17 protein-coding genes are annotated in these 16232 nt (G+C 73.3%); 7 read left to right on the top strand and 10 right to left on the bottom strand.

Going from position 1 to position 16232, the window contains the following annotated elements:
• Positions 1-251 precede the first annotated feature (251 nt).
• On the top strand, positions 252-2201 hold the full coding sequence (gene fusA, locus ACLJQF_RS44920) for an elongation factor G (RefSeq protein ID WP_410616449.1): 1950 nt from the start codon (positions 252-254) through the stop codon (positions 2199-2201).
• Positions 2202-2370: 169 nt separating this feature from the next.
• Here the strand turns inward: fusA and ACLJQF_RS44925 are convergent, their stop codons facing one another.
• Both ACLJQF_RS44925 and ACLJQF_RS44930 read right to left on the bottom strand, forming a co-directional pair.
• Entirely contained in the window at positions 2371-3579 is a 1209-nt protein-coding gene (locus ACLJQF_RS44925; RefSeq protein ID WP_410616451.1) for a cysteine desulfurase-like protein, read from the bottom strand.
• 54 nt (positions 3580-3633) lie between these two features.
• Entirely contained in the window at positions 3634-3858 is a 225-nt protein-coding gene (locus tag ACLJQF_RS44930) for a hypothetical protein (RefSeq protein ID WP_410616452.1), read from the bottom strand.
• Between the two features lie 95 nt (positions 3859-3953).
• On the opposite strand from ACLJQF_RS44930, the gene ACLJQF_RS44935 reads away from it, so the two are divergent.
• Positions 3954-5204: a glycosyltransferase 87 family protein gene (locus ACLJQF_RS44935; RefSeq protein ID WP_410616454.1), complete on the top strand. Its 1251-nt coding sequence runs from the start codon at positions 3954-3956 to the stop codon at positions 5202-5204.
• Here the strand turns inward: ACLJQF_RS44935 and ACLJQF_RS44940 are convergent.
• Positions 5155-5589, bottom strand: a complete 435-nt coding sequence (locus ACLJQF_RS44940; RefSeq protein ID WP_410616455.1) for a DUF4383 domain-containing protein — start codon at positions 5587-5589, stop codon at positions 5155-5157. The genes ACLJQF_RS44935 and ACLJQF_RS44940 overlap by 50 nt on opposite strands.
• A gap of 88 nt (positions 5590-5677) precedes the next feature.
• Here ACLJQF_RS44940 and ACLJQF_RS44945 point away from each other — a divergent pair, with 88 nt between their 5' ends.
• The gene (locus ACLJQF_RS44945) at positions 5678-6139 is read left to right on the top strand and encodes an SRPBCC family protein (RefSeq protein WP_410616457.1); all 462 of its coding nucleotides are present in this window, start codon (positions 5678-5680) and stop codon (positions 6137-6139) included.
• Here the strand turns inward: ACLJQF_RS44945 and ACLJQF_RS44950 are convergent.
• Together ACLJQF_RS44950 and ACLJQF_RS44955 are read right to left on the bottom strand one after the other, a co-directional pair.
• Positions 6109-7308 carry an FAD-dependent oxidoreductase gene (locus ACLJQF_RS44950; RefSeq protein ID WP_410616459.1) on the bottom strand — a complete coding sequence of 400 codons (1200 nt, stop codon included), beginning with the start codon at positions 7306-7308 and terminating at the stop codon, positions 6109-6111. The two genes, ACLJQF_RS44945 and ACLJQF_RS44950, sit on opposite strands and share 31 nt — an antisense overlap.
• The gene (locus ACLJQF_RS44955; protein WP_410616461.1) at positions 7305-7748 is read right to left on the bottom strand and encodes a nitroreductase family deazaflavin-dependent oxidoreductase; all 444 of its coding nucleotides are present in this window, start codon (positions 7746-7748) and stop codon (positions 7305-7307) included. The genes ACLJQF_RS44950 and ACLJQF_RS44955 overlap by 4 nt, the downstream gene beginning before the upstream one ends.
• Before the next feature lie 54 nt (positions 7749-7802).
• On the opposite strand from ACLJQF_RS44955, the gene ACLJQF_RS44960 reads away from it, so the two are divergent.
• A complete protein-coding gene (locus tag ACLJQF_RS44960) occupies positions 7803-8261 on the top strand; it encodes a MarR family winged helix-turn-helix transcriptional regulator (RefSeq protein WP_410616463.1) in 459 nt (152 codons plus the stop codon).
• A gap of 10 nt (positions 8262-8271) precedes the next feature.
• The gene (locus ACLJQF_RS44965) at positions 8272-9768 is read left to right on the top strand and encodes a cryptochrome/photolyase family protein (protein WP_410616465.1); all 1497 of its coding nucleotides are present in this window, start codon (positions 8272-8274) and stop codon (positions 9766-9768) included.
• A gap of 35 nt (positions 9769-9803) precedes the next feature.
• Here the strand turns inward: ACLJQF_RS44965 and ACLJQF_RS44970 are convergent, their stop codons facing one another.
• Positions 9804-10793, bottom strand: coding sequence for a YdcF family protein (locus tag ACLJQF_RS44970; protein ID WP_410616467.1), 990 nt, complete (start codon positions 10791-10793; stop codon positions 9804-9806).
• 227 nt (positions 10794-11020) lie between these two features.
• On the opposite strand from ACLJQF_RS44970, the gene ACLJQF_RS44975 reads away from it, so the two are divergent.
• The gene (locus ACLJQF_RS44975; protein WP_410616468.1) at positions 11021-11383 is read left to right on the top strand and encodes a DNA polymerase ligase N-terminal domain-containing protein; all 363 of its coding nucleotides are present in this window, start codon (positions 11021-11023) and stop codon (positions 11381-11383) included.
• 31 nt (positions 11384-11414) lie between these two features.
• Complete coding sequence (locus ACLJQF_RS44980; protein ID WP_410616469.1) at positions 11415-12173, top strand: hypothetical protein; 759 nt, start codon at positions 11415-11417, stop codon at positions 12171-12173.
• Here ACLJQF_RS44980 and ACLJQF_RS44985 read toward each other — a convergent pair.
• The 4 genes from ACLJQF_RS44985 to ACLJQF_RS45000 all read right to left on the bottom strand — a co-directional run bounded on the left by ACLJQF_RS44985 (position 12155) and on the right by ACLJQF_RS45000 (position 16208).
• The gene (locus tag ACLJQF_RS44985; RefSeq protein WP_410616470.1) at positions 12155-12856 is read right to left on the bottom strand and encodes a DUF998 domain-containing protein; all 702 of its coding nucleotides are present in this window, start codon (positions 12854-12856) and stop codon (positions 12155-12157) included. The two genes, ACLJQF_RS44980 and ACLJQF_RS44985, sit on opposite strands and share 19 nt — an antisense overlap.
• Positions 12857-12966: 110 nt before the next feature.
• Complete coding sequence (locus tag ACLJQF_RS44990; RefSeq protein WP_410616472.1) at positions 12967-13833, bottom strand: NAD(+)/NADH kinase; 867 nt, start codon at positions 13831-13833, stop codon at positions 12967-12969.
• 33 nt (positions 13834-13866) lie between these two features.
• Positions 13867-15345 carry a flavin-containing monooxygenase gene (locus tag ACLJQF_RS44995; protein ID WP_410616474.1) on the bottom strand — a complete coding sequence of 493 codons (1479 nt, stop codon included), beginning with the start codon at positions 15343-15345 and terminating at the stop codon, positions 13867-13869.
• Complete coding sequence (locus tag ACLJQF_RS45000; protein WP_410616475.1) at positions 15342-16208, bottom strand: SDR family NAD(P)-dependent oxidoreductase; 867 nt, start codon at positions 16206-16208, stop codon at positions 15342-15344. Before ACLJQF_RS45000 ends, ACLJQF_RS44995 begins: the two co-directional genes overlap by 4 nt.
• Between the last annotated feature and the right edge of the window lie 24 nt (positions 16209-16232).

Below are 16232 nucleotides of genomic sequence, written 5' to 3' on the forward strand. Positions count from 1 at the left end.
GGAAATTGCGTTGGCCGCCGGGCCGGTCGTCGCTACTCTTCGCCAGAACCTGTCCGCCGCGTCGAACGAAGGGAGCCGGCCGTGCGTCACCGCGTTGCTGTCGTTCCCCGGTCGCGGTCCGAGGTGATCCTGGTGTCTTCGCGTTCCCGGTGCCTGCCGCGCGGCTCGCACCGGACTCCGTGACGCGTTCCTGAAGACCCGTCGCGGGGAATCGCGCCGTCCCGATCACTTCGTCCACAAAGGACCGTGTCGTGCGCAACCAACCCCTGGCCACCGTCCGCAACCTGGGCATCCTCGCCCACGTCGACGCGGGCAAGACCACCGTCACCGAACGGATCCTCCACCGCACCGGTGCCACCCACAAGACCGGCGAAGTCCACGACGGCACCACCGTCACCGACTTCGACCCGCAGGAACGCGATCGCGGCATCACCATCTTCGCCGCGGCCGTCAGCTGCACGTGGGACGGCCATCGGCTCACCCTCATCGACACGCCCGGCCACGTCGACTTCACCGCCGAGGTCGAGCGGTCGCTGCGGGTGCTCGACGGCGCCGTCGCCGTGTTCGACGCCGTCGCCGGGGTCGAGCCGCAGAGCGAAACCGTGTGGCGGCAGGCCGACCGGCACGGCGTGCCGCGGATCGCGTTCGTCAACAAGCTCGACCGCGCGGGCGCCGACCTCGACACCGCCGTCGCCTCGATCCGGGCGCGGCTGCACCCGGCGCCGCTGGTCGTGCAGCTGCCGATCGGGCGCGAGGACGGCTTCACCGGCGTCCTCGACCTGCTGCGCCCGCGGGACGTGCCGGCGGGCCTCGTCGCCGAGGCCCGGCGCCGGCGCCGCGAGCTGGAGGAGGCCGTCGCCGAGCTGCACCCGGTGGCCCTCGACGAGTTCTGCGCCACCGGCAGCATCTCGGCGGAGACCCTGGAGAAGGCGCTGCGGGAGCTGACCCTCAGCGGCGACGGGCTCGTCGTGCTGTGCGGGGCCGCCTACCGCGACCGCGGGATCGAGCAGCTGCTCGACGCCGTCGTCGCGTACCTGCCGTCGCCGGCCGACGTCCCGCCGGTGCGGCCCGACCGGCCCGCCGACCCGGCGGCGCCGCTGGCCGCGCTGGTGTTCAAGGTCGTCTCGACGGCCACGGGACGGCTGACGTACCTGCGGGTGTACTCGGGCACGCTGCGGAAGGGAGATCAGGTTTCGGACGCAGGACGCACCGAACGGATCGCGCGCGTGCTGCGCGTGCAGGCGGCCCGGCATTCCGAAGTGGACAGCGCGGTGGCCGGCGACATCGTCGCGGTGGCCGGGCCGAAGGCGGCGCGTGTCGGCGCCACCCTCGGCGCGCCCGGCGACCCGGTGCTGCTGGAGCCGCCGGCGACGGCGGACCCGGTGGTCTCGGTGGCGGTCGAACCCCGGCGGGCGGGCGACGGCGAGCGCCTGACATCGGCCTTGGCGCGGCTGGCGGAGGAGGATCCGTCGCTGGTCGTGCGGGTCGATCCGGAGACCGGCCAGACGGTGCTGTCCGGGCTGGGCGAGCTGCACCTGGAGGTGGCGGTGGAGAAGCTGCGGCTCGACCGCGGCCTCGAGGTCGCGGTGGGCCGTCCTTCGGTGGCGCACCGCGAAACCGTGGTCAGCGGTGTGACGGGGCTGGTCTACCGCCACGTCAAGCAGGACGGCGGGGCCGGCCAGTTCGCCCACGTGGTCCTGGACGTCGCACCGGCCGCCGAGGGCTTCGAGTTCGCCTCGGCGGTCGTCGGCGGCCGGGTGCCGCGGGAGTACGTCCGCGCGGTCGAGGCCGGCTGCCGGGACGCGCTGGCCGAGGGGCCGCTGGGCGGGCACCCGGTGACGGGCTTGCGCGTGACGCTGACCGACGGGGCCACGCACCCGAAGGACTCGTCGGACCTGGCGTTCCGCACGGCGGGCCGGCTCGGGCTGCGCGAGGCGCTGCGCTCGTCGGTCCTGTGCCTGCTCGAGCCGGTGGCCGAGGTGGCCGTGACGGTCCCGCCCGACGCGGTCGGCGCCGTGCTCGGCGACCTCGCGGCCCGACGCGGCCGGGTGGCCGGGTCGGCGGTCCGGCTGGGCACGGCGGTGGTGACGGCGACGGTGCCGGTGGCCGAGCTGTTCGGTTACGCGAACCGGCTGCGGAGCCGCACGCAGGGCCGCGGCACGTTCACCGCCCACCCGGCGGGGTTCGCGCCGGTGCCGTAACTGCGGACGCTCGGCGTGCGGGAACGTCGCGAATGGAATTCGGGTTCGTGCCGGCTGGAGCGGCCAACTCAGCGGCCGCAACGGCCAACACGCTCGAGAACCCGGGCGTGTTGGCCGTTCCGGGTGCCGTGTTGGCCGTTCCGCGCGACACTGGCCGCGGGTGCGCCGGTCAGTCGCGCAGAAGCGACTTCACCCCGGCCAGCAGCCGGTCCACGTCGTCCTCCGTCGTGTACGGCGCGATGCCCGCCCGCACCGCCCCGGCGTCGCCCAGTCCCAGCCGCCGCGAGCACTCCAGCGCATAGAAACTCCCCGCCGGAGCGTTCACCCCCAGGGCCCCGAGGTGCTCGTGCACCGCCTGCGACACGACCCCGTCCACCGAGAACAGCACCGTCGGAGTCCGGTACCGCTCCGGCGCCCCGTACCGCGTGACTCCCGGAAGGGCAGCCAGACCACCGTCGAGCCGAGCCAGCAGGGCGTTCTCGTGCGCCTCCAACTCGGCCAGCGACCTCAGCAACCGCGACCGGCGCGACCCCGTCCCCGGTACCAGCCCGGCGAGGAACCCGATTGCCGCGGTGGTGCCCGCCAGCAGCTCGTACGGCAGGGTGCCCAGCTCGAACCGCTCCGGGACCGCGTTCGTCGACGGCAGCAGCTTGTCCGGGTGCAGCGTCTCGAGCAACGCCGGCGCCGCCGCGACCACTCCCAGGTGCGGCCCGAGGAACTTGTACGGCGAGCACGCGTAGAAATCGGCCCCGAGCCCGGCGAGGTCCACCGGAGCGTGCGGGGTCAGGTGGACGCCGTCGACGTAGAGCAGCGCGCCCGCGGCGTGCACCTGCGCCGCGATCGCCGGGATGTCCGGGCGGGTGCCGAGCAGGTTCGACGCCGCCGTCACCGCGACCAGCCGGGTCCGCTCCGACAGCAGCCCGCCGATCGGGGCGAGTTCGCCCGTGGCCGGGTCGAAGTCGGCCCAGCGCACGGTCGCGCCGGCCGCCGCCGCGGCCTGGACCCACGGGCGGATGTTGGCGTCGTGGTCGAGGCGGGTCACGACGACCTCGTCGCCGGGACCCCATTTCTGGGCCAGCGTCCGGGAGAAGTCGTAGGTCAGCTGCGTCATGCTGCGGCCGAAGACGACGCCCGCCGGGTCGGCGGCGAGCAGGTCGGCGACGGCGAGCCGGGCTTCGGTGACGACCTCGCTCGCCCGGCGCTCGGCCGCGGTGACGACGCCGCGGTTGGCGATCGCCGCGCACAGCGTGCCGGCCACCGCTTCCCCGACGACGCGGGGGACCTGCGAGCCGCCCGGTCCGTCGAAGTGGGCGGCTCGCAGGTCCCCCGCGTCGAGGGCGGGGAAGTGCGCTCGGATCGTCTGAACGTCGTAGGTCACACCGCCAGCATGCCCAACCCCGGCCACCGGCCTCAAGATCTGCCCGGCCGGAAGTCAGCGCCCGCGGTTGCGGGGGTGTTCCCGCGCCCGGCGTTCGTTGCCGTGCTTGTAGTTGCCCGTCACCCGGGCCATCAGCAGCTGCTGGTCGTCGCCCCGCGCCACCGCGGCCAGGAATCGGGCGGCGGCGCTCCCGCGCAGCGTCCCCGCGGGACGGCCGTGGTGCGTGATCGTCACGGTGCCGTGCTCGTCGCGGTAGGTGAAGCCCTCCGGTGTCCCCATGCGCCCAGGGTGGCACGGGCGGCAACCGGTTTTCCCCGGGTCGCTTCGGGGGTTTCCCGGATGGTGCCCGGGCCGGGACCCGACAGAATGCGAGGATGACCGGAGGGGGAGCAGCGGTGCGGGCCAAGCTGGGAAGCAACTATGTGCTGCTCGGCGCGCAGCTGCTCGTGCTGGTGGCGGTGCTCGTGTCGTACAACGGCGGCCGGTGGCGCTTCCCGGCCTACCGCGTCGACCTCGACGTCTACCGGCTCGGCTCGACGGCGTTGCTGCACGGCCAGGCGCTGTACGGCACGCTGCCGCCCACCGGCGACGGCCAGTTCCTGCTCTTCACCTACCCGCCGTTCGCGGCGATCGTGCTGGCCCCGCTGGCGCTCCTGCCGTATTGGGCCGCGTGTCTCGCGCTCACCCTGCTCACGCTCGGCGTGCTGACGGTCGTTCTCGTGACGGTGCTGCGCGCGCTCGGCGCACGCTGCGACTGGCGGCGGGTGGCGACCCTGCTGCTGGCCGCCGAGGTGCTGGAGCCGGTGCTGCGCACGCTGTACGCCGGCCAGCTCGACCTCCTGCTGCTCGCGCTGGTCGTGCTGGACGTCCTGGTGGACACCCCGCACTGGCCCCGCGGTCTCCTGATCGGCCTCGCCGCCGCCGTGAAGCTGACGCCGGCGGTGTTCCTGCTGTATTTCCTGCTCCGCCGGGACACCCGCGCCGCGGTGACCGCCGCGGTGACGTTCCTGGCCGCGACGGCGCTGGGGTTCCTGCTCGCCGGCGCCGACTCGGTGCGGTACTGGACGGGCGCGCTGTGGGACACCGGCCGCGTCGGCGAGCCGACCTACGCCGGTGACCAGTCGCTGCTGGGGCTGCTGGCCAGGGCCGGCGTGCCGCCGGAGGCGCGGACGGCGTGGTGGCTGCCGCTGGTGGCGGTGGTGCTCGTGCTGACGGCGTGGGGTGTGCGGCGCGCGCTGGCCGCGGGGGAGAGGACGATCGCGCTCGGCCTGAACGCGATCGGCGGGCTGCTGGTCTCGCCGATCTCCTGGACCCACCACTGGGTGTGGGCCGTCGTCGTCCTGCTGGGCTGGGCGGAGCTCGCCCGCCGGACGCGACGGCGGGGGTTCGCGGCACTGGCCGGGACCGGCGCGGTGCTCTTCGTCGCGGGGCCGCAGTGGTGGTGGCCGCGCGGCGGCGAGGTGGAACGGCAGTGGAACTTCCTCCAGCAGCTCACCGGGAACGGCTATGTCCTGTTCGGACTCGCGGTGCTGCTCACGGCGGTGCTGGTGCGGTTCCCGCGGCGGGACGACCTCGTCAGCGACTTCGTGCCGGCCCACGCCGGAGCCAGCCCGCTCCCAGGATGAGCATCGCCGTGCCGAGTGCCAGGTCGAGGCAGACACCGGCGGTGTTCAGCGGCAGCGGGTCGGTGATCGCGCGCGGCAGGGGGAGCAGCCCGGCGAGACCGACCACGGCGTAGCAGGCGCCGGCGACGACCAGGAACCGGGCGGCCCAGCGCGAGGAGCGGGTGCAGAACACCGCGGCGGCGCCGGTCATCAGGTGCACCAGCGTCCACACCCCGGACACGGCGAGCACGCCGAACAGCACCCGTGGGCCGCCGTCCGCCGGGACCCCGGCCATCAGCTCCAGCGCGGCGAGGACCAGGAACAACAGGCCGATGAGCATGCCCATGCCCTGCACGGGGGCGGGACCCCGCCGGGGCGCCCGGGTCTCGGGTTCGGTGGCCGACATGCCTTCTGGGTTCCCCGCCCGAACTCTTTTAATGCATTGCATCAGGGGTATCCGGGGGCAAATCGGACCGCCGACGAGGAGTGCCACGATGACCGAGTACCGCCACCGCGCGACCGCCGACATCCCCGCCGACGAGCTGTTCGCGTTCCTGAGCCACCCGGAGAACCTCCCCCGGTACTTCCCGGAGATGAAGGTCGCCGAGCCGAAGGGCGGCGACAGCGTCCACGTCGAGGCCGAGGTGCACGGCAAGCGCGTCGCCGGCGAGGCGTGGCTGCACACCGACCCGGTGACCCGGTCCCTGAAGTGGGGCGCCGAGGGCCCCGACGACTACCACGGTGAACTGCGCATCCGCGACGAAGGACCGGCGTCCTCGGAGATCACCGTGACACTGCACAGCGTCCGCGAAGCCGACGGCGGCGAGGTCCAGCAGGGTCTCGAGCGCACGGTCGCCGCGCTGACGCACGCCGCGTCCGCCGACGCCGACGTCGAGGCCGCCGAAGGCCAGGGCGGCTGGACTTCCTACGACGACAAGAAGGACTCGTCGAGCTGAGGCGGGAACGGCCCGTAGGCGTTGGCGCGGGCACCGCGGGTGCGCACGGCCGGCACGGCGAACAGGTACTTGAGCAGCTTCGGCGGTGCGGTGCCGCGGCCGCGGGCCCGGGCGGCGGCCGACCGCCGCTCGACCCGCACCTGGCCGGCCTGCACCCGTTCGATCGCGCGGATCCGGTCGGCTTGGACGCCCGCCAGGTCCGCGGGGGTGACGCCGCCGCGGCGGAAGGCGGGGATCAGCCGGTTCGCCGCGGCGACGGCGTCCTGGATCGCCATCAGGATGCCGTTGCCGCCGACCGGCGAGATGACGTGCGCGGCGTCGCCGAGCAGCAGCAGGCCCGGCCGGTGCCAGCGGTCGACCCGCGAGATGTCCACGGACAGCAGCGTGGTCTGCGAGAAGCCGGTGAGCAGGTGGGCCCGGTCGGCCAACCACGGCACGCGTTCGCGCACGAACGCGCGGATCGGCTCGACCCCGCGTTCCCGCAGCGCCGGGTAGGCGCCCTTCCCGATGCTGTAGCCGACCTGCCAGTCGCGGACACCGCCGAGGACGCCGATGTAGGCCTCGCGCCCGAAGTAGAGGTCGAGGTCCGCGTCGGGCGGGTCGCCGGGGGAGCGGGGCAGCCGGAACCAGAGCAGGTCGGTGGTCGCGCCGAGCGGCCGGGCGGCCAGTCCGGCCAGGCGGCGCACGGTGGAGAACCGGCCGTCGGCGCCGACGACGACGGACGCGGCGAGCTCGCCGCCGCGGTGGCGCACGCCGGTCACCGTGCCGTCGTCGTCTTCGAGCAGCCCGGTGACCTTGGCGCCGGTCCGCAGGGTGAACGACGGCAGCGCGCTCGCCCGCTCGGCCAGGAAGTCGAGGAACCGTACTTGAGGCATCAGTGCGACGTAGCCGAACGGCGTCCGGAGGCGGTCGTAGCCGGCGGCGCGGTAGACCCCGTCCGGGGTGTGGAAGCGGAACGAGCGTGCCTTGAAGTGGTCGAGTTCCAGCAGGTCGCCGGCCAGGCCCAGGCGGTCGAGCAGTTCGAGGGTGTAGGGGTGCAGCGAGTCGCCGCGGAAGTCCCGGTCGAAGTCCGGCCGCGACTCGAGCACGGTGACCTCGATGCCGGCGCGAGCGAGGAGGTAGCCGAGCAGCAATCCGCCGGGGCCGCCGCCGGCGATCGCGACGCTCACTGACCGTCCACTGTGGACAGGCGGAACACCGCCATGCCCGGCAGGTGCTCCAGGATCTGCGCGGGTGTCGCGTCCCGGGGGACCGGGAACGCCCGGATCGCCCACGGCACCGACATCGCGGCGAGGTAGGCGGCGACCACCGAGGCCGCCTCCGCGCCGCCGACCGGGTCGGCCCGGCGGTCCTCGCGGTGGTCACCGGACAGCAGCGCGCACTCCGGCGCGGCCAGGAGGTTCTCGACCCAGTCGCGGTCGCGCACCGGGGAGACGAGGTAGCGCCCGCCGTCGAGCGCGACCACGGCCAAGGGCACGCGCCGCGGCTCGCCGGTGCGGCGGCCGCGCGTCTCGACGACGCGCAGCGCGTACCCGCCTTCCGGAGGCGGCCCGGCGGGGGCGTCGATCAGTTTCGCGGTCATTTCGGCGTTCATCGCTCGGACGTCCACGGGCTCCACGGTAGCAAAACTAGCTAGTTTGTCTAGCTAACCTAGAATGAGCGGGTGGAAGACAGTCCCGTCGCGCTCCGGGTGAACCTCGCCCTGCGCGAGCTCCTCGCGCTCGCCCACGACGTCCAGATCGCGCTGGCCCGGCGCCTCGGCCTCGGCGCGACCGACGTACAGGCGCTGCAGCACCTGGCGGCCGGCACGCCGATGGGCACCGTCGACCTCGCGCACGCACTCAAGATCCGGTCCGCGTCGGCCACCGTGCTGGTCGACCGCCTGGAGGCCGCCGGCCACGTCCGCCGCGGCCCGCACCCGCGCGACGGGCGGCGGGTCACCCTCGTCGTCAACGAGGCGGCCCGCACCGAGGTCCGGGCCGCACTGGCCCCGCTGGTCGACGCCATCACCCGGCTGACGGACGGCCTGCCGCCGGGGCAGGCGGAGGTGGTGGCGCGGTTCCTCGGCGACACCACGGAGATCCTCCGTTCTTACGCTGCGGAGCCGCCGGAAGCGGGTTAGCGTTCCGCGCATGCGAGACGAGCCCGCGTTGTGGCTGTTCGCCGACCAGCTCGGGCCCCACTTCCACGGCACACCCGAGCACCGCGGGCGCGATGTGCTGCTGATTTCCTCGGCCGCGGCCTTCGCCGCGAAACCGTTCCACCGGCAGAAGCTCCACCTGGTCCGGGCGGCGCTGTACCGGCTGGCCGCCGACCTCGGCGACCGCGCCACGCTGATCGACGCGCCCGACTACCGCACCGGCCTGCGCCGCTTCGGGCGGCCGGTCGTGGTGCACGAGCCGACGTCGCACGCGGCCGACGCCTTCGTCCGGCGGCTGCGCGACGAGGGTGTCGTCACGGAAATCCTGCCCACGCCCGGTTTCGTGCTGTCCAAAGAGGACTTCGCGACCTGGGCGGCCGGGCGCACGCGGTTCGTCATGGAGGACTTCTACCGCGACCAGCGCCGGAAGTTCGGCGTGCTGCTCGAAGCCGACGGCGCACCCGAAGGCGGGCACTGGAACTACGACCACGACAACCGGCAGCCACCGCCGAAGACCACCCGGCTCGCCGTCCCGGCACCGTGGCACCCGCGGGAGAACGAGATCGACGATCGGGTCCGCGCCGAACTCGACGCGGCCGAGCGCGCCGGGAAGATCCGCCCGGTCGGCGTCGACGGGCCACGGCAGTTCGCCGTCGGGCACGACGAAGCGCACCGGGCGCTGCGCCGGTTCCTGGACCACCGGCTGCCCTCCTTCGGCCCGCACCAGGACGCGATGCTCACCCACGACTGGGCGATGGCGCACGCGCTCCTTTCGGTACCCCTGAACCTCGGGCTGCTCGACCCGCGGGACGTCGTGCGGCGGGCCGAGCAGCGGTACCGGGCCGGCGAGGCGCCGCTGAGCAGCGTCGAGGGATTCGTCCGGCAGGTGCTGGGCTGGCGCGAATGGGTGTGGCACCTGTACTGGCACCACGGGCCGGACTACCTGCGCCGCAACGCTTTGCAGGCCCACCGCGAGCTGCCGGAGTGGTGGCGTTCGCTGGACGCCGACGCGGTCGAGGCGGCGTGCCTGCGCACCGCGCTGGCCGGGGTCCGCGACCGCGGCTACGCCCACCACATCGAACGCCTCATGGTGCTCGGCAACCACGCGCTGCAACGCGGCTACGACCCGGCCGCGCTGACCCGCTGGTTCGCGACCGCCTTCGTCGACGGGTTCCCCTGGGTGATGCCGGCGAACGTGATCGGCATGAGCCAGTACGCCGACGGCGGGATCGTCGCGACCAAGCCGTACGCCGCCGGAGGCGCCTACCTCAACCGGATGAGCGACCACTGCGGCGGCTGCGTCTTCGACCCGAAGAAACGGACGGGGCCGCAGGCGTGCCCGTTCACCGCGGGGTACTGGGCGTTCCTGGACCGCAACGCCGGGCGGCTGCGCGGAAACCACCGGATGCGGCAGCCCCTCAGCGGCCTCGAACGGCTCGCGGACCGCGCCGAGGTCGTCGCCCGGGAAGCGGAGCGCGACCACTTCTGATCGTATAACGACCTATACGGCGGGGCAGGGGTGTCTCAGGCGAAGATCGCCAGAAGGAAGCCGGTACCGACGATCAGCACGCACGCCGCGATCGTCGTCCGGCGGTAGTGCAGGATCAGCGCCGCGAACTCGCGCAGCAGGGCGCTCGGCAGGAAGTACCGGGCCGTCGGCGCGCCCGTGGCGTGGAACGGCAGGCCGAGCCGGCGGCACTCGACCGCGGCCCGGAACACGTGGTAGTTGCTGGTCACGGCGACCACGCGGCGCGCGTCGGCGGGGAGCAGCCGGGCCGCGAACCGGAGGTTCTCCTCGGTCGTGCGGGCCTGGTCCTCGCGCCGGATGTGGTCGTCCGGGACGCCGCGGTCGCGCAGGTACGCCTGCATCGCTTCGGCTTCGGTGACCGTCTCGCCGGGACCCCGCCCGCCGGAGACGACGAGCAGTGGCGGCGTCGTCTCCCGGGCGTGGAGCCGGATCGCGCGCTCCAGCCGCTCGGCGAGCAGCGGTGTGACGCGCTCGCCGTCGAGGCCGCAGCCGAGCACGATGATCGCGTCGAACCCGCTGCGGCGGCCGATCCGGCTGTAAACCACGGAATAGACCAGCAGGGACAGGAACAGGAACCCGAAGTAGCCGGCCAGTACGGCCGCGACGGCCACCAGTGCCGAACCCCACCGGCCGAGCGGCGCGAACGCCAGCGCCTCCAGCGTGACCAGCCCGGCGCCCAGGCCGAGGGACAGCAGGTTCCCGGCGCTGCGCCCTTCCCGCCGCCACATCCGCACGCCGTTGACGATCAGCGCGGCCGGCAGCACCAGCGCGACGAGCACCGCCACGACGCCGAGCAACCCCAGCAGCACCGGCGTCAGCCCCTCCAGGTGCAGCGCCGCGCGCAGCAGCCACAACGCGGTCAGTAGCATTGCCAGGCCGAGCCACACGGCATTGCCCAGCCGTCGCGGCTCGCGCGCCAGCCGCACAGCGAACACGACGAGGGCCACCCCGGCGGCGACCGGCAGCACCGCACCGGCGACGTTCACTTCGCCTCCCCTTGGAATCCCTGTGGGAGCCAACCTAGTGAGGCCCGCCCGAGGTCCTTGACCGCGGCTCGTCAAGCGCCCCAAGGCGGCCTTGGTTGCGTCTGACGCACCCAAGGCGGCCTTCGGTGCGTCTGACGCACCGAAGGCCGCCTTGGGGCGCTCGGGTTGGTGAGCGTCGACCCTTCTGCGACACTAGCCGGGCCGGGTGATCTGGCATGGTGGACGCCGTGACCGATCGGCGTCCGGCGTTCGTCCTGCACGAGCACTTCCGCCCGCAGCACCACTTCGACCTGCGGCTCGAGGAGAACGGCGTGCTGCGCTCATGGGCGGTCCCACGCGGCCTCCCGCCGGACCCGGCCACCGACCGGCTCGCGGTCGCCGTGCCCGACCACGCCTTCGATCACCTCGCCTACGAGGACGAGACGAAGAAGATCGCGGACACGGGCTGGTGGGAGGAGCACGACCGGACGGCCAAGCGCATCCTGTTCACCCTGCACGGCCGGGCCGGCGCGGTGCGGTACGCACTGATCCACACCGCCCGCGACTGGCTCCTGCACCGCACCCGCGATCAGCCGGGAGACGCGGTGTAGCGAACGGCCCCGCGCCAGCGTCTTCCCTCGCGTGCTGACTTCTCTGCTGCCCGGCGTCCGCGAGGTGCGTACCCCCGTGGCGAGCGGGTTCGCGTGGCTGCTCGTGGGTTGGCTCGCGATCGCGGACCACCTGCCGAGGTCCCGGCCCGCGCAGCACGTCTTCGCCACCCTGTGGGAGCTCGGTTCCTACGTGGGAAAAGGCGGCCTGCTGGTCGTGGTGTCGTTCGCCGCCTACCTGCTCGGGGCCTTCCTGGAGGTCGACCCGATGCACCTCTGGGAACACGGAGGCCGGCCGCAGTGGATCAACCGTCTGCGGGATCTCGCGCGGCGGGGTCGCTTCGACCGCACCGGGGTCTACCCGCTGTCCGGCCAGACCCAGCGTGACCTGCACGAATTCGCCGCCGAGGGGAACGAGCCCGACGCGGCCGAGCACCCGGTGTCGTACCTGGCGTCCGGCATCATGCGGGAAGAGCGGCAGTTGGCGACGAGGCTGCAAGCGGCCAACGTCGACCTGTACAACCGCTACGACCGCGCGCTCGCCGAGGCCACCTTCCGGATCAACGTGACGCCGCCGTTGGTGGTGCTCGCGGTCGTTCTCGTGTGGGGCTCCGGGGCCGGGCCGTGGCTCGCCGGGGCGATCACCGCGGCCGCCGGCCTCGCCGGCGTGCTGTTCTTCCGGCAAGGACTCCGGTGCGCGATCCGGTCGCGGGACATCATCGTGCAGGCGGTCGTCGCGGAAGTCGTGCAGTCCCGGTTCCTGGGGAGCCTCGGTCAGGCGGGCGAGACCTGAGCACGAGGCCGGAACAGGACTGCGGCCGGCATCGCCCGGTGGGCCCAGTGGCCCAGGACACCCAGCAACGCGATCTCCAGGACCATCATCAACCGCTCGACCAGGCCGGTCGCCACGGTCGGCAGGTGGCCGCCGAGGATGACGTTCACCGCGAACGGGACGATGAACGGCAGGTAGAACGGGATCGCCGCCAGGGCCAGCCGCCGGGACCACGTCGCGAACCGCCGCCAGCGCGGGTCGTCGCGGTGGCGGCGGCCCATCGCCCAGCCGACGACCGGCAGGCTCAGGCACGTCACCGCCGAGGCGTACAGGTGGATCTTGCCCGTCGCGGTGATCGCTCCGCCCTGCGGATCCTTCGCGAACACCGCCACCGCCAGGAGACTCACGCACCACAGCGCCTTCGCCACCACGAGCGCCGGGTTGGCCAGCAGGCCGCGGCGGTAGAGGGCGACGAGCAGCAGGGCCGAGCCGGTGCTGGTCAGCAGCAGCGCGCCGTCCCACATCCAGCGGCCCCGGCTCAGCGCGTAGTCGCTGAGCATCGTGGTGACCGGGTCGAGGGGCGCGAGCCGGCGGTCGACGTGCAGCACGGTGAGCAGGACGACGGCGCCGGCGAAGGCGGCGAGCGCCCCGGGGACGAGCAAGCGGGCGCGCAGGCGGGGACGGACGGGTGCGGGACACAGCATGTGGGGAAACACTCCGGGACGGTTCGGCTGGTTCAGGCGCAGGCGCGGACGCTACCCGTGACCTTTCCGTGACCATTGCCGACGCACCCGTGCTGTGACGCAGGACACCGTCAGTGGTCGCCGTCCTGGGGGATTTCGGCCGAGTCCGTGAGCCGCAGCTTGCGCCGGGCCCGCTGGTAGAACGTCGTCATCCCGAGCCGGACCACCCGCGCCGCGCTCGGCCGGGCGCGCAGGTCGAGCCGTTCGCCCGCGGAGATGTACCCCTCGACCTGGCCGTCCACCTCCACCGCGAGCCGGCCGCTGGTGGGCAGCAGCTCCAGGGTGACCTCGTCGTGCACCGAGAGCACCACGCCCCGGCTGTACGCCGAGTGCGGCGCCGCCGGTGTCACCAGCAGAGCCTCCACCGCCGGGCTCGTGATCGGGCCGCCCGCCGAGAAGCTGTACGCCGTCGAGCCGGTCGGGGTCGCCACGATCACCGCGTCGGCCGAGTAGCTCACGAACGGCTGGCCCCCGACGCGGACGGCGACCACCGCGCTGCCCTCGCCGGGCACGCGCACCACCGCGATGTCGTTGAACGCCGTGATCCGGCGCCCCTGCAGCACCGCGTCCACGGCCAGCCGCGGCTCCACCGTGAACTCGTGGTCGTCGATGGCCGAGAGCGCGCCGGGCAGGTCGGGGACGTCGACCTCGGCCAGGAAGCCGAGCTTGCCGAGGTTCACCCCGAGCACCGGCGCCCGCTGCCCGTCGGCCAGCCGCATGGCCCGCAGCATCGTGCCGTCGCCGCCCAGGCTGACCAGCAGGTCGGACCGGCGCCCGAGCTCCTCGGCCGTCACCCCCTTCGCGGCGCAGTTCAGCCGGACGATCTCGTCGGCGATGCCGAGGACCTCGATGTTCCGGTTGTCTGCCCAGCCGAGCACGGCTTCGACGGCGGCCGCGGAGTCGCGGCGGGGGTGCAGCACAAGTCCCGCGGAGTGCATGTCAGCGGACCCGGGCGGGCGAGGTACCGAGCGTCATGCGCTCAGTCTGCCCGCTCCCGCCCCGGGCCGCCGCGAGAACTTCAGCGCGCCGTCGTCGATCCGCCCGTGCCGCAGCTTGACGACGTCGTGCGCGTAGCTCATGCCCAGCTGCCACGGGGCCCGCGAACCCGCTTTCGGGAACTCGTCGATCGAGCGCAGGACGTACCCGGCGTCGAAGTCCAGCAACGGCCGCTCGGTGACCGCCGGGTCGTCGTTGACCGGGACGCACTGGTCGTGGCCGTGCCGGTCGAGGTGGCGCAGCAGCCGGACGACGTACTCGCCGACCAGGTCGGCCTTGAGCGTCCACGACGCGTTCGTGTAGCCGATCGTGAAGGCGAAGTTCGGCACGCCGCTGAGCATCATGCCCTTGTAGGCCATGGTTTCCGGCAGCTTCACCGGGTTGCCGTCCACCGACAGCTCGATGCCGCCGAAGGCCAGCAGCCGCAGCCCGGTGGCGGTGACGACGACGTCCGCCTCGAGCTCGTCGCCCGATTCGAGCCGGATGCCGGTTTTCGTGAAGGAAGCGATCCGGTCGGTGACGATCGAGGCGTCGCCGCGCTTGATGGACCGGAACAGATCGCCGTCCGGGACCAGGCACAGCCGCTGGTCCCAGGGCTGGTACCGCGGCTTGAAGTGGGTGTCGACGGCGAACCCGGGCGGCAGCTGCTTGGCCGTGGCCTTGCGGATCAGCGCCTTCACCACGCCCGGGCGGCGCCGGCTGAGCTGGTAGATCAGCGTGCTCACCGCGACGTTCTTCCAGCGCGCGATCGGGTAGGCCAGCTTCGGGCCGAGCACCTTGCGCAGCCGGTTGGCCAGCGCGTCCTCCGACGGCAGCGACAGGATGTAGCTGGGGGAGCGCTGCAGCATCGTCACGTGCGCGGCGCGGTCGGTCATCGCCGGGACGAGCGTGACCGCGGTGGCGCCGCTGCCGATGACGACGACCTTCTTGCCGGTGTAGTCCAGGTCCTCGGGCCAGTGCTGCGGGTGGACGACGGTGCCGCCGAAGTGCTCGAGACCGGGGAACTCCGGGGTATGGCCGGCCGCGTAGTCGTAGTAGCCGCTGCACAGGTACAGGAACTTCGCGGTGAACTCGACCGGTTTCCCGTCGTGCTCGGCTTCGACCGTCCACCGGGCGTCCTCGGTGGACCAGGCGGCGCGGACCACCTGGTGGCCGAAGCGGATGTGGCGGTCGATCCCGGCGTCGGCGGCGGTGTCCCGGACGTACCGCAGGATCGACGGCCCGTCCGCGATGGCCTTCGCGTCGGTCCACGGCCGGAACCGGTAGCCGAGGGTCTGCATGTCCGAATCGGACCGGACACCCGGGTAGCGGAACAGGTCCCACGTGCCGCCGATCGCGTCGCGGGCTTCGAGGATCGTGTAGCTCTTGCGCGGGAACGCCGTCCGCAGGTGATGGGCGGCGCCGACGCCGGACAGCCCGGCGCCGACGATCAGCACGTCGAGGTGTTCGGTCATGGCAGCGGAGCCTCCGTCCGGCGGGCGCGCTGCAGCACACGCGTCAGCACGGCGTTGTAGTGGGTGGGGGTGATGCGGGCGAGCGCGTCGAACAGGTAGGCGTCCGGGCCGACCAGGATGCGTGCCTTCCCGCGGTCGACGCCGGCGTGGATGATCGCCGCGGCCTTGTCCGGCGACGTCATCGTCATCGCCTCGAACTGCGCGGCCATCTGCTCGTGGGTGCGGCCCCGGCCCTCGGGGTCGCGGCGCACCCGGGCGTTGCGCGCGATGTTCGTCGTGATGCCGCCCGGGTGGACGGTCACCGCGCGGACGTCGGTGCCGCGCAGTTCCTGCCGCAGCGACTCGGTGAAGCCGCGGACGGCGAACTTCGCCGCGCAGTACGCGCTCTGGTACGGCATCCCGAGCAGTCCGTACACGCTGGAGGTGTTCACGATCGCGCCTTCACCCTGCTCGACGAGGATCGGCAGGAACGCCCGCGTCCCGTGCACGACCCCGCGGAAGTTGATGTCGTGCAGCCAGTCGTCGTCCTCGGGCACCGCGTCGAGCACGCTCGAGGTCACCGCGACGCCGGCGTTGTTGAACACCGCGGCCAGCGGTGCCGGGAGCCACTCGCGGACCTCCGCGGCGAACCGCAGCTGGTCTTCGGCGTCGCGGACGTCGAGGACGCGGGTCAGCACCTTCCCGGACAACGCGGCCGCGGTGACCTTGAGGCCGTCTTCGTCGACGTCGGCGAGGGCGACCGGCGAGCCGAGCCGGGACAGGCGGGTGGCCAGCGCGCGGCCGATGCCGGACGCCGCGCCGGTGATCACGACCGGGCGGCCGGTGATGCTGTGCCGTTTACGTGCCAATCCGACGGCAGTCACGGCGGAAACCGTTGCCTCGCGCGG

This window comes from Amycolatopsis sp. lyj-109 (assembly GCF_046548995.1).
In the GTDB taxonomy this organism is placed as follows: domain Bacteria; phylum Actinomycetota; class Actinomycetes; order Mycobacteriales; family Pseudonocardiaceae; genus Amycolatopsis.

Bases quoted from the DNA above. Each gene is read 5' to 3' on its own strand.
- ACLJQF_RS44930 (WP_410616452.1), bottom strand. From the start codon at position 3,858: ATGGGGACACCGGAGGGCTTCACCTACCGCGACGAGCACGGCACCGTG.
- ACLJQF_RS44935 (WP_410616454.1), top strand. From the start codon at position 3,954: ATGACCGGAGGGGGAGCAGCGGTGCGGGCCAAGCTGGGAAGCAACTAT.
- ACLJQF_RS44940 (WP_410616455.1), bottom strand. From the start codon at position 5,589: ATGTCGGCCACCGAACCCGAGACCCGGGCGCCCCGGCGGGGTCCCGCC.
- ACLJQF_RS44945 (WP_410616457.1), top strand. From the start codon at position 5,678: ATGACCGAGTACCGCCACCGCGCGACCGCCGACATCCCCGCCGACGAG.
- ACLJQF_RS44965 (WP_410616465.1), top strand. From the start codon at position 8,272: ATGCGAGACGAGCCCGCGTTGTGGCTGTTCGCCGACCAGCTCGGGCCC.
- ACLJQF_RS44985 (WP_410616470.1), bottom strand. From the start codon at position 12,856: ATGCTGTGTCCCGCACCCGTCCGTCCCCGCCTGCGCGCCCGCTTGCTC.
- ACLJQF_RS44990 (WP_410616472.1), bottom strand. From the start codon at position 13,833: ATGCACTCCGCGGGACTTGTGCTGCACCCCCGCCGCGACTCCGCGGCC.
- ACLJQF_RS44995 (WP_410616474.1), bottom strand. From the start codon at position 15,345: ATGACCGAACACCTCGACGTGCTGATCGTCGGCGCCGGGCTGTCCGGC.